At 66.9% G+C, this 12436-nt stretch carries 8 protein-coding genes; 3 read left to right on the top strand and 5 right to left on the bottom strand.

What is annotated here, in order from left to right; genetic code table 11:
• Positions 1-75: 75 nt before the first annotated feature.
• Positions 76-2610, bottom strand: a complete 2535-nt coding sequence (locus IPM18_14830; GenBank protein ID MBK9120852.1) for a ComEC/Rec2 family competence protein — start codon at positions 2608-2610, stop codon at positions 76-78.
• Between the two features lie 94 nt (positions 2611-2704).
• Positions 2705-3199, bottom strand: coding sequence for a 5-(carboxyamino)imidazole ribonucleotide mutase (gene purE / locus IPM18_14835; GenBank protein ID MBK9120853.1), 495 nt, complete (start codon positions 3197-3199; stop codon positions 2705-2707).
• 160 nt (positions 3200-3359) lie between these two features.
• On the opposite strand from purE, the gene IPM18_14840 reads away from it, so the two are divergent.
• Positions 3360-4403, top strand: a complete 1044-nt coding sequence (locus IPM18_14840) for a glycosyltransferase family 2 protein (protein MBK9120854.1) — start codon at positions 3360-3362, stop codon at positions 4401-4403.
• Positions 4404-4449: 46 nt separating this feature from the next.
• Here IPM18_14840 and IPM18_14845 read toward each other — a convergent pair whose 3' ends face one another.
• Complete coding sequence (locus IPM18_14845) at positions 4450-6228, bottom strand: PQQ-binding-like beta-propeller repeat protein (GenBank protein MBK9120855.1); 1779 nt, start codon at positions 6226-6228, stop codon at positions 4450-4452.
• Between the two features lie 2328 nt (positions 6229-8556).
• Between IPM18_14845 and IPM18_14850 the strand changes: the two genes are divergently transcribed.
• Positions 8557-9789: a thrombospondin type 3 repeat-containing protein gene (locus IPM18_14850; protein ID MBK9120856.1), complete on the top strand. Its 1233-nt coding sequence runs from the start codon at positions 8557-8559 to the stop codon at positions 9787-9789.
• A gap of 185 nt (positions 9790-9974) precedes the next feature.
• Here IPM18_14850 and IPM18_14855 read toward each other — a convergent pair whose 3' ends face one another.
• Together IPM18_14855 and IPM18_14860 are read right to left on the bottom strand one after the other, a co-directional pair.
• On the bottom strand, positions 9975-10673 hold the full coding sequence (locus tag IPM18_14855; protein MBK9120857.1) for an SDR family oxidoreductase: 699 nt from the start codon (positions 10671-10673) through the stop codon (positions 9975-9977).
• Between the two features lie 68 nt (positions 10674-10741).
• The gene (locus IPM18_14860; GenBank protein ID MBK9120858.1) at positions 10742-11548 is read right to left on the bottom strand and encodes a queuosine precursor transporter; all 807 of its coding nucleotides are present in this window, start codon (positions 11546-11548) and stop codon (positions 10742-10744) included.
• Between the two features lie 468 nt (positions 11549-12016).
• Here IPM18_14860 and IPM18_14865 point away from each other — a divergent pair, with 468 nt between their 5' ends.
• The gene (locus tag IPM18_14865; GenBank protein MBK9120859.1) at positions 12017-12421 is read left to right on the top strand and encodes a 6-carboxytetrahydropterin synthase; all 405 of its coding nucleotides are present in this window, start codon (positions 12017-12019) and stop codon (positions 12419-12421) included.
• Positions 12422-12436 lie beyond the last annotated feature (15 nt).

Raw genomic sequence — 12436 nt, forward strand, 5'->3', positions numbered from 1 at the left:
GGCGCTGCCGGACGCGCCGAAGTCGGAGTGCATGCCACGCGCCCGCGCGGGTACTCCGCCGGAGGCAGGTGCGCATCAATGCCGGGCCGCGGGGCGCACCTCTCCCGCTGCGACCGTGAGCGCGCCGTGCGCATGGGTCGTCCAGAGCGTGCATTGCGATCCCAACGTCGTATGAACGAGCTGCGCGAAGCGTGGGCGCGGGGTGCGGGTAGAGACGATGATGGCGCGCGGGGCGACGGCGCGCAGGAAGGCCTCGGTGCGCCGCGCCAGGACCGCGCCGTGGTGGGGCGCGAGCAAAACATCAGCCCGCAGATCGACCGTGCCCGCCGCCGCGGCGTGCAGCAGGGCGTCGATGGCGCGCTCCTCGAGATCGCCGGTGAGCAGCACGCGCGTGCCTCCCAGTTCAACCTTGATTACGAGGGAGCGGTCGTTCTCGTCCCAGGTGGCGGGCAGACTGGGCGGTGGCCATAGCACCTCCGCCGCGCAGGGGCCGAACATCAGGCGGTCGCCGAGGCGGAGCGGTACGGGGTGCGGTGCCGTTGCGGGCAGCCGGGCGCGCAGCGTGTGCAAGGCGTGGGCGCCGGCGGTGGTCTCTCCCGTCGCGAAACAAGTGCTTGTATGCCACGTTGGCAGCGGGTAGCGCTGCGCGAGCGTTGGCAGCCCGCTGTAGTGGTCGAAGTTGCCATGTGACACGAGTGCCCCGCTCAGGCGCCGGACGCCCAGCGCGCGGAGGGCACGCGCCGTGGTAATACCGACATCGACGTTGCCATCGGTACCACAATCCAGCACCCACGCTCCACCTTCGCCGTCACACAGCACGGTCGCACTGCCATTGCCGACAGCCAGCACATGCAGCGCAGGTCCGGACGGTCCCGGTGCGCGCGGTGGAACGACGAGCCAGCCACCCCAGAGCAGCACAAGCAGCGCGACGGTATGGATGGCAGCCCAGTGCCGGAACGCCAGCCGCCCACGAGCAGGCCGCGAGGCACGATTCGTCGATGCGAGCACCGTGCGCGGATGCGGTCGCAGGGCGAACCAGGCCGCCGCCGCAGCATAGGTGCCCACGACCAGCCAGCCGGGTGGCGGTGCGGTTTCGGCGACGTTGCCCGGCAGCCACCTAAACCAGCCGACCAGCCACAAGAGGAAAGTAGAGGTCGTATGCAGTATGGCGCTGCTCACCGTGCCGAGCACTGGGAGAGAACCGGTCAGCACCGTTGCGAAGCTGGCGACGATCGTCAGGGTCACGAGCGGCGTGAGCAGCAAGGACCCGACGATACCCCAGGGCGCGAACCGGCCGAAGTGCCACCACGTCAAGGGCAGGGCGGAAACATAGGCCACGAAGCTGACCAGCACGAGGACCATGCCGGCGCGTGCCAGTGACTGTAACAGGAGTGCGGTCAGCGTGGCGGCCTCGCGAGGGGGGTTGGTCTCATCGCGGTACCGGGAGAGGAGCGGCGGTACGGTGGGCATCACGAGCAGGAGCGCTGCGACGATCCCGAACGAGAGCTGAAAGCCCGGGCGGAACAACTCCAGCGGATTCGCCAGCAGAATCAGTCCCGCCGCCAGCGCGAGCGTGTTCAGTGTGCAGACCGGACGTCGCAGCAGCACGGCCACCGCGGAGCACGCCACGAACACGGCCGCACGCAGGACCGGCGCGTTTGGTTCCGCCACCAGCGCGTACCCGGCTACCGCGAGCAGCATGCCTACCGCGGCCGCGCGGCGCCCGAACCGCATGACACGGCGCACCATCCACCACGCCACGGCCGCCAGGACACCGACGTGAAAACCGCTGACCGCAAGGAAGTGCATACCACCCGCGCGGAGAAACGCGGTGTTGAGGCGTTCGTCGGCCGTACTCCGCTGCCCGAGCACCATCACGTCGAGCAGGCGCGTTGCTTCGTCCGTGGCGGCCTGCGCCCACGGCTCGAATAGTGCCGTCCGAACCCTTTGACGCAGGGCGGCGCGCATTTCGTCCCACCAGCGGGCCGAGGCCGGGTGCCGTTCGATGTGTTCCGCGGACGGCGCGGTTACCAGTGCGGCGATGCCCTGTCGCCGTTGCCACGCGGACCAGTCCGGTTCACCCGGATTCTGTGCGCCGCGGAGACGCGACAGCCAACCATTGAGGGTCACGCGCTCACCAGGATTCAGCGGCAGGCCGGCCGCGGTCACCTGCACGCGGACGTATCCGGTCAGCGGCCGCGGCGGTGACACCGTGTCAAGACTTTCGAAGCAGACCAGCAATTGCGTCTGCGGCGCAGTGTCGAAGGGTAGAAACGGATTGCGGCGTTCCGGGGGGCGGTGACTGGGGGCGCGGACCACGCGACCAGTTGCGCGGATAAGTTGCGGGGTGTCAGCGAGCAGGTGGATGACGTGCGTGGGGGGGCGCGCGAGTTCGAGCGTGTATCGCGCCAGACCGATGGTGGTGCCAAGTAACGCGAGCACGATGGGCAGGCCCCACGCCCGGTTCGTGCGCCCGAGAAGCAGAAGCAGCGTGACGGGCAGTAGCGGCAGAATTGCGCTGACAGTGGGTCGCGGGAGTCGTTCCGGGCCCAGTGCTTCGGCGAGCGCCAACCCGGCCAGCAGCCCGAGCACCGGCGCAATCAGCGGCACGGGGCGCGGCCCGGCGCCGGACAACGGCGCGTTGGCCGCACATCGGATCGGACCGGGTTGGCCCGCAGCCCGTACCCCCACGGGACCCTCTCTGTCAGGAGCGCGGCAATTGTGTCGCGAGGATCTTCTCGGCCCGCGCTCGCCGGGAAGCGGTCAGTTTGTCGCGTAACTCGGGGCGCTCGTTCGCCAGGAGCTGGATCGCGAAGAGGGCGGCGTTGGTTGCGCCGGCGGTGCCGACCGCGAATGTCGCCACCGGAACGCCCGGGGGCATCTGGACCGTGGAAAGCAGGGCATCCAGCCCGCCCAGCGGCGACGCCGCCAGCGGGACGCCCAACACTGGGCGCGTCGTGTTGGCCGCCACTGCGCCGGCCAGGTGCGCCGCCATGCCGGCGGCCGCGATGAACGCCCGAACGCCGGAGGCATCACATTCACGGACGTACGCGGCGGTCTCCTCCGGGGTGCGATGGGCGGAGAGCACCCGGGCTTCGTGTGCCACGCCGAACTCTGTGAGAGTCTCGGACGCGGCGCGCATGACTTCCCAGTCGTTCGCGCTACCCATCAGGATGGCCACATCAAAGCGTGCGTTCATGCATCTTCCTCAGTGAGAAACGTGGTTGCGCGGAGCCGCGGCCGACCGGCTATCCCCTGCCGGTGCGGCTCCGGTATAATCCGCTGGTCATTCTAAGATACCCTGCCACCCGCGCACAGGTCCGCGCGGCCGCAGTGTGAGGCGGTCTGCGAGGAATTCGATGCCCCGCTTGCACCCCGAAGTTTCCGTGGTCGTGCCCGTCTTCGAGGAGGAGGCGAGTCTCCCCGTGGTGGTGCCGCACTTCCTCGCCGTACTCGGACGCCAGCGCCGCCGGTTCGAACTGATCTTCGTGAATGACGGTTCGCGTGACCGCACCGCTGAATTGTTGGATACGTTCGCGCACCAGGATTCGCGGGTCTGCGTGATTCACCTGGCGCGCAACTTCGGCCAGACCGCGGCGCTCATGGCCGGCTTCTGGGCGGCGCGGGCCCCGATCATCGTGCCACTCGACGGTGACGGGCAGAATCCCCCCGAAGAAATCGAGCGTCTGTGCGACACGCTCGAGGAGGGCGGTTACGACGTGGTCAGCGGGTGGCGGAAAAACCGCCAGGACTCCTGGCTGCGCACCTTCGTGTCGCGCTGCGCCAATCGCATCATCAGCCGTATGACGGGGGTCAACCTGCACGATTACGGTTGCACGCTCAAGGCCTATCGCGCCAAGGTGCTCCGCGACGCGCGCCTGTATGGTGAGATGCACCGCTTTATCCCGGTTTACGCATCCATGCACGGCGCGAAGATCTGCGAGGTCGTGGTCGACCACAAGCCCCGTACGCAAGGTCAGAGCAAGTACGGCTACGGACGGATCTTCAAAGTGCTTGCCGATCTGCTGCTGGTGCGGATGCTGCAGCGCTACCGGACGAAGCCGATGCACTTCTTCGGCAAGATCGCGCAGTGGTCATTGCTGGGTACCGCGGCGTGCCTGGTTTTCGCGCTGGGCAATGCGATCTACGCGGCCGATCCGTGGCGGGCGTTCTGGGGCAAGGCGCCGCTGGTGGCCGTGATGTTCTTCCTGCTCGGGGGGTTCGCGCTGATGCTGGGCCTGGTGGCCGAACTCGCCATGCGGGCGGCCTTTGAGTTCAACCAGGGGCGCTACTGGGACGAAGCTCGCCGCCTCAACCTTCCTGCGGGCGATGGCTGGTCCCCGCGCTCGGCGGAAAGTGACGAACTGCGCATGCCGGCCATCGAGGAGTTGGCGGAGCGTTAGGCCGCGGCACAGGGGGGTGTGTTCCTCGCCCGGCAGCCCGCGGTCCTTACGGCGTCTTCCACGCTGCCTGGTATCCGAAGGCGCGATTGCCAAATCCGAAGGCGTTGTCGACATGGCGCGTGTTGTGGCTGTCGCCGCCCAGCGTGCCCCATTCCACCGGCCCGCCACCCGGGGTTCGGAAGCACCACAGGATGCCTTGCTGGTCGGCGACGAGGATTTCCAGCCGGTTGTTCCCGGTCACGTCCGCAACCACCGGCGAGCTCTCCACCGGGGCCGGCAGGGCTTGCTGCCACACGACATGCCCGCGGTCTGACAGAATCGTGAGCATGCCGGTCGCTTGCGCGTCCACACCCGGCACGATGCTGGCGACCACAACGTTCGCCGGGCGTGGACCGGTCAGACGCCCCATTCTCAGGTTGGCGACCGCCGGTGTACCCCAGATCGCGCCGGGAATCGGACACTGCCAGCGCGATCCCTCTGCCGACAAGGCCACGACGGCCCCGCGTCCCACGCCGAACTCGCCCGAGATCGCCGCCAACAACAGCGGGGTTTCGTTGCCCGGCTCCGCCCGCGCCGGTGTCAGGGTGCGCAGCGCTGCCAGCACCCTTTCATCGTGCCGCAGCGGTAGCACCCGGATCGGGACCCCGTCGTAGCCGTTGCCGATCTCGCTAATGCTCCAGATTCGACCGGCCCGGTCTGCCACATAGCCCGGAACGCCGGCGTAGCGCTCGGATGCGAGTCCGAGTCCGCCGGCCACGGTGGTCGTCGCGAGCGCGCGCTGCCCCCGCAGCGCGCCGTTGACGGCCGCCACCACGGCGAGGTGGCCGTCGGGGAATGTGACCAGCAGGTTGCCGGGTCCGGGGCCCGTCGCGGTGAGCCGTGCGAGCGTGGCCGCGGGCGCCGACGCAGTGGTCATCGCGGGTGCAACCTGTGTGGACCAGCTCACGCGTCCGGTACGACCGCTGATGGCGACGATCCGCCCGCTGCGTGTCGGTACCACGACATCCATGGTGCCGTCGGAATTGGTGTCTACCGCGAGCGGAGGCCCGACGATCGCATCTCCGAGCGAGGTGGTGAAGCGGATCGCGCCGCTCATGTCCAGCGTGTAGACCGTGCCATTCCAGCAGGCCACAAAGAGCAGTCCGGAGCTGGCGGCCAGTCCCACCACGTCGCGCGGGCCGCGGTGTTCGGGGGGCGGTTGGAAGAACAGCGTCGCCTGCCCGCTGGCGCCGTCGACCCGTACGACGCCGTCAGCGGGATCGTTCGGATCGTCGAACTCACGGCCGAGTGAAGCGATGAAGATTTCGCCGTCGAGCGGGAGAATCGTGCTGAACCACGAGGTGAGGCCGACCGGGGCCCGCCATAGTTCGGTGATGTCGAGCCGCTCGCTGCTGGTTACGGCCGGGGCTTCGCCGCGCTCCAGACGTGCGGCCGCGCGCAACCAGCGCTGCCAGTCCTCGACAGTGGGGTAGTCGGCGTCGGAGACCCGGCTGAGCAGCAGGCGTGTGTGGTGGTGCGTCAGCCCGTTCGGATTGCGCCGCTCGACGAGATATCGGACGTAATCAAGCTTGCGGCGTTGCCAGTCCGCGCGCGTCTCGGCTTCCCACGTATCCAGTGCCGCGGCCTCAGAGGTGCTGACCGCCAGGAGCGCGAGGCCCCGGTCGGTCATCCAGTCGAAAGAACGTTGGACGAGGGTTCGGATTCCGATCCAGGCCGCTGCGATCATCAGCAGAGCAAGAATTCCTGCGGCTCCGAAACGGACGAGCCGCGGGCCGGGGCGGCTCCGCCGTGCGATGGCTGGGATGGCGATGGTTCTGCGCGCCATTTCTCGGACTCCGCGCGGCATGTTAGCCGCAGCGGGCAGCGCTGTAACGGGTGCGCGTCCGGGCGGAGTCGCCGCATCCTGCGCGGGAACAGCGGGAAGCGACCCTACAGTGTTTTTTTCGTTTGGGATCTGCCTCGTCAACGGCTACAGTAAGAGCGTTCGTCGTGGTTTTGGCGCGGTATCCAGTTCCGCCCCCCTCCAAGTTTGACACCTTACATTCGGCAAGGAGAACGCATGCACCGTCAGGTGACGTGGTCGTTCATCGGATGCCTCCTCTTCGTCAGCCCTTGTGCGGCACTCGCCGAATTCGACACCGCGCAGTCGTGGTCTCCGTTCGACCGCTTGCGGGCAGAAATTCCGGAAGCGCAGTTCTACTGGGACGGTGACACGCTCGCCCGGATCTACGGCACGACCCTGGGTAGCGGGGCTTCGCCGGCAGATGCTGCGGCCAGCTTCATCGTGGCCCATGCGGATCTGTATGGCGTGGCCGCAACCGACCTCCTGCCGGGGAACTCCTTCAATGACGAGCTGGTGCAGCCGCTGCGGTTGGACCGTGAGACCGGCATTCCGCAGTTCTTCCTGGTGTACTACCGCCAGTATCACGCGGGGTACGCGGTCTACGGTGCCGAGTTGCGCCTGCTGGTCCGCAACGAGCCCGGGTATCCGCTGGTGCTCGTGGGATCGAGTCTCGCGAACCTGGGGGGCTTCCAGGTACCGGCGTTCGTACAGGGTCACACGGCGGATGCCGCAGCTTTCGCCGCGGCCGAACGTTTGGTCCCCGGCTTGCTCCAGTTCGATGTTCCCGAACTCGTGCTTTGGCCCGATGCGGAGGGCAAGCCGCGCGAGCCGCGTCCGGCACTCGTCTTCACCGCGGATAACGGCTTGAGTGCCACACCGGACTACGACCGCTGGCGTTTCATTGCGGACGCCGCGACGGGTGAAATTCTCGCACGCGAGCCGCTCATCCTGCACAATCAACTCAACGCCGCAGTGCGGGCCCGCGTGACCTCCGGCTTCGCGGCGGATGCCTGTGCACCGGTCATCGAGGTGCCTTTACCCTACGCCCGCATCATAGTGAATGGCATGACCCACTTCGCCGACGCGGCCGGCGAGCTGACGCTGCCCGGAGCAGCCGGTACGCTGCTGAATCTCACGGCCCCGGTCGCGGGCCAGTTTTTCGCCGTCAACAACGTGGGTGGACCGAACGCGCTGCTCGCACAGGCCGTCACGCTGCCGGCCACGACCACGCTGTTGCACAACCCGAACAACGCCAGCGAACTGACCCGTGCCGAGGTGAATGCCTATCTGCACGCCAACATCGTGCGCGACTGGGCGCTGGGGGTGAACCCGGCGTTTCCCACCATCGGCGGCGAGACGGCGTTCACGGTCAATGTCAACCTGGACAACAGTTGCAACGCCTTCTACGACGGCACTTCGATCAACTTCTACACTTCCGGCAATAACTGCAACAACACGGCCTTCGCGAGCGTGGTCTATCACGAGTACGGCCACCACCTGGTGCGGCTCGGCGGCAGCGGGCAGGGTGCCTACGGTGAAGGCATGTCCGATTGTGTGGCGCTGCTGATCGCGCGTGATTCACGGTTGGGTGTGGGTTTCCGCAACTGCAGCACGGGAATTCGTAACGCTGCGAATAACTGCCAGTACACCCCCGACTGTTCGAGCTGCGGCAGTGCCATCCATACCTGCGGTCAACTGCTCTCCGGTTGCGTGTGGGATACCCGTGCGGCCCTCGCCGGGCTGGTGCCGGACACCTACGAGGAGATCATCGCCGACCTGACGCTCAACTCCATCCTGTTGCACACCGGCACGACGATTACGCCCACGATCTACATCGATTTTCTTACGCTGGACGACGACGATGCCAACCTTGGCAACGGGACGCCACACCTGGCGGCGATCACGGCCGGCTTCGCGGCCCACGGCATGGTGCCGCCGCCGGCGCCGGTGAACGACGCCTGCGCCAACGCGATCGTCGTCTGCCCCGGCGTCTACACCGGCAACACGACCAGCGCGACGCCCGACGGCACCACCAACTGCGGTTCGTCCAACACGACCCCCGATACCTGGTACCGCTATACACCGCAGGCCAGTGGCACACTCACGGTGAGTCTCTGCAACGGCACGACTTACGACAGCGTGCTGTCGATCCACTCGGGCCATTGTCCCGCCACCAGTGTGACGACGCTCGGCTGCGACGATGACGCCTGTGGCGCCGGCGGCGCGTCGGTCGTCAGTGCTGCCGTCACCGCGGGTGAAAGCTATCTCATTCGCGTCAGTGGCTGGAGCGGCCGCAGTGGTGCGTACACGATGACCGTACTCGGCCCGGATTGCGATCCGGGACTGCCGCTCGCGTTTCAGTATCCGGAAGGTCGGCCCCGGGTAGTGCCACCTGCCACGCCGACGCCGGTGCGTGTGCGCATTGAAGAGCGCGGTGTCCTGCTCGATCCTACTTCCCCCACGCTGCACGCGCGGCGCAATGGCGGCACCTTCACAGCGTATCCGTTGACGCTTGCCGGCGTGGACGAGTATGAAGCGCTGCTGCCCTGGGCGTTGTGCGATGAGTCGCTGGAGTATTACCTTTCGGCCCGCACGACGACTGGCGAAGAACATACCGACCCACCCGATGGCCCAATCGATCCCCACACCCTTGCAATCGGTGTGCCGCTGCAGATTTTTGCGGACAACTTCGAAACCGATCAGGGCTGGACGGTCAGCGGTACCGCCTCCGACGGGCACTGGGAGCGGGGCGTGCCCGTCAACAGCAATCGCGGCGATCCACCGAGCGACTATGACGGCTCAGGCCAGTGCTACCTGACGGCGAACCGTCCCGGCGACTCCGACGTGGACAACGGCTGGACGATCCTTACGTCGGTACCACTCGACCTCTCGCTGGGCGGCACGATCTCCTATGCGTGGTGGTTGAACGATGTGCTCAACGGCCGGCTCGGCGTGGGCGACACGTTCGACGTCGAGGTGGCGACGGATGCACTCGGCAGCGACTGGCAACTGCTGCGGCGCTACGGCACCGCGGCGCCGTTCTGGCGCACCGACACGATCGTCGTCGGGGAGGAGGTCGCGGCCTCGCCGACGCTAAGGGTGCGCTTCCGGGTCAGTGACATCCCGCCGGGGAACGTGGTCGAAGGCGCGCTCGACGCAGTTGTCGTCCAGGCGGTGCGCTGCACGCCTCCACTCGACTCCGACGGGGATGGTATTCCCGATGTGCTCGACAACTGTCCCGATGTTTACAACCCCGACCAGTCCGACGGCAACGGTGACGGCATCGGCGACGCCTGCTCCGCGCCGACCTACTGCCCGGGTGACATGAACTGCGACACGCGGGTCGACTTCGGCGACATCGGGCTGTTCATTGCGGCCATCAAGACCCCCGACCCCGCGACCTGGACCTATAACCCCGGCGCCGGCGTTTGTGCCTACGAGAACGGGGATTTCGACGGTGATGGGTTGGTGACGTTCGCGGATATCAGTGCGTTCATCGCGCAGATCAAGGCGGCCCCGTCGCCGTGCAGCACGCAGCCGTAGGTCGCTGACCATGGGCCATCGGAATTGTGGCGCACGCCCGGCGAGCGTGCGCCGTGTGGCGGATGGAATGAGAAGCTAACCCCACACACCTCTCCCCCTAGGGGGAGAGGTCGGTGCGGGGTGAATTCAGCCGATTCTCGACACTCCCCAGCGCCCATGCTGCGGGAGGGCAGTCCAGGTTCGTATTATCGCCGCAGAAAAATCGTGTTCCCCGTGGCGGGTAACCAGGTCTCGTCGCAGACTGCCACGATCGCCGCCGCCACCGCTTCCGGCCGCAGGCAATGTTCCGCCGGCAGGTCGGGGAACGTCGCCCGCAGCAGCCCGGTTTCCACCGCGCCCGGCGCCACGCTGTAGACCCGGATCCCGTGCGGTTTGCCTTCCGCCGCCAATGCCTGGCTGAAGAGATTGACCCACGCTTTCGTCGCTCCGTAGACCGCGAAGCCCGGGAAAGGGTCGACCGATGCCACCGAGGAAACGTTGACGATGACGCCGCCACCCTGCGCCTGCATGCCTGGCCAAGCGGCCTGCGCCGTATGAAACACTCCCCCCAGGTTCAGCGCGAGCGTGCTCTCGAACTCGGCCGGATCGAGTTGGGCAACCGGGGCCAGCGGCGCCTTGCCGGCATTGTTCACCAGAACGTCGATGCGCCCGAAGATTTCCTGCGCCTGTGTGATCAGCCGGTGGGCATCCTCCCGTCGGGCCACATCCGCCACGACCGGCTCGCACGTTCCGCCCGCGGCCCGCACCGCGGCCGCGGCCGTCCGTAGATCCGACTCGGTGCGACCCGAGATCACGACGCGATCGCCGGCCGCTGCGAACTGCTCCGCTGCGGCCAGGCCGATGCCACGACTGCCCCCGGTGATGACCACGACGCGCTGTGCCATACGCTGCACTCCTTCTGCCGCCCCGTGTCGAATGCCGAATGATAGCCGGATCCTTTGGCCAGCCGGCGTCAGAGGGGGGTGCTCCGCAAATCGACGCCCTGCTCGTCGGTCCAGGTGCGGTGTTCACGGTTCGGATCAATCTGAAGGTAACGCGAAAGCCACGCTGTTCCGAGGTAGAACGGCACGGTGTCGGCCAGGGCGGCGACCATCTTGAAGACGTAGCCCGAGCCGATGAAGACCAGCAATTGCGGCCAGAGGTCGCGATCGGCATCGATCGGCAGGCCGCGCGCGTAGAAGTGCGTGATCAGAATCACCGCCACGGTGTCGACGAACTGGCTCGCGAGCGTAGAGCCGTTGTTGCGGAGCCAGAGGTGCTTACCCTTGGTCAGCCGCTTCCAGAAATGAAAGAGGTAGACGTCACACAACTGGGCGGCGAGGTAAGCCAGCATCGACGCGACGACGGCGCCGAAGGCGAGCTGTCGCACGACGAAGAAAGCGTAGCCGTGTGTGTCCGGCGTGGGGAGACCGTCGGGGCCGAGCGAGGGTGGGTTCAGCACCCCCCCGAGCCACACGATGAACAGCACCCACAGGTTCAGGACCAGGCCGACCATGACCACGAAGTTCGCGCGTTTTCGGCCGTAGAACTCGCTGATGAAGTCCGTGCAGAGGAAGGTAACGGGGTAGGGCAGCACGCCGACCGCGAGCAGGAAGGGGATCTGCAGGCCGCCGATGGTGAAGGATAGGTCGATGAAGCGCGTGACGCCGAGGATGTTCAGCATCGCCAGCGTCCCGAGGAAGATGCCCGCCAGCAGCAGGAAGACCCGCTCGCGGCGTTCGTGCAGCTTTGCATCGACATAGTCGTATGGCAAACTCATCCGCGTTCACCTTTCCTGCCGTGTGCCGGCCGGCCATGCTGCGGCCTGCCGCGTCTACAATCCGGCATCATGATTCGTCTGACCCGGGAAATCCGCTTCGCCGTGGACCGCGACTGGGCGGGGCATGTCGAATTCTCGCGCCCCGTCACCAACTCGTGGGGCGGCTGGCCGAGCGCCGTAGGGCTCGTGCCCTATCTCAAACTCCGCGCCACGGTGTCCGGCGAGCCGGACCCGGTGACGGGTTACCTCTGCAATATCGCGATCCTCGATGCCCTGCTTCGTCGCCACGCGATCCCGACTGCGGCCGAAGCGCTTCAGCAGCACGGCTGGCGCCTCACGGCGGAGCGGCTGCTGCAACGCGTCTGGCCACCGGTCGTGGCGAGTCTGCCACCGCGCACGCGGCTGGAGCAGCTCACTCTGCTGGCAACACCCACGCTGTGCTACGTGATCCTTCGGGAGATGCCCACCATGGTCCTGCTCACGCAGCAATTCGAGTTTTCCGCCGCGCACCGCCTGCACTGTGTGCAACTCTCCGTTGAGGAAAACCGGGCCACCTTCGGTAAATGCAACAACCCGAATGGACACGGGCATAACTATATGCTCGAAGTTACCGTGGCGGCGGAACCGGACACCCGCGGGGTCGTGCTACCCCTGCCGCAGTTCGAGCAGCTTGTGAAAACCCGGGTCGTGGACCGGCTCGATCACAAGCACCTGAACGCTGATACGGAGGAGTTCCGCGACGTGAACCCCAGTGTGGAGAACATCGCCCGGGTGATCTGGGGGCTGCTGGCGGGGCAGGTTGGTCCGGCGCGGCTGCACAATGTGCGGGTGTATGAAACGCCTAAGACCTGGGCGGATTATGCCGGCGACTGAGCCCATTCCCCATTC

This window comes from Phycisphaerales bacterium, from assembly GCA_016716475.1.
Taxonomy (GTDB): domain Bacteria; phylum Planctomycetota; class Phycisphaerae; order UBA1845; family Fen-1342; genus JADJWG01.

What these genes read in the sequence shown, in the direction of transcription:
- IPM18_14845 (MBK9120855.1), bottom strand. Translation starts at nt 6,228, where the DNA reads ATGGCGCGCAGAACCATCGCCATCCCAGCCATCGCACGGCGGAGCCGC.
- IPM18_14855 (MBK9120857.1), bottom strand. Translation starts at nt 10,673, where the DNA reads ATGGCACAGCGCGTCGTGGTCATCACCGGGGGCAGTCGTGGCATCGGC.
- IPM18_14865 (MBK9120859.1), top strand. Translation starts at nt 12,017, where the DNA reads ATGGTCCTGCTCACGCAGCAATTCGAGTTTTCCGCCGCGCACCGCCTG.
- IPM18_14850 (MBK9120856.1), top strand. Translation starts at nt 8,557, where the DNA reads ATGACCGTACTCGGCCCGGATTGCGATCCGGGACTGCCGCTCGCGTTT.
- IPM18_14840 (MBK9120854.1), top strand. Translation starts at nt 3,360, where the DNA reads ATGCCCCGCTTGCACCCCGAAGTTTCCGTGGTCGTGCCCGTCTTCGAG.
- IPM18_14860 (MBK9120858.1), bottom strand. Translation starts at nt 11,548, where the DNA reads ATGAGTTTGCCATACGACTATGTCGATGCAAAGCTGCACGAACGCCGC.
- purE (MBK9120853.1), bottom strand. Translation starts at nt 3,199, where the DNA reads ATGAACGCACGCTTTGATGTGGCCATCCTGATGGGTAGCGCGAACGAC.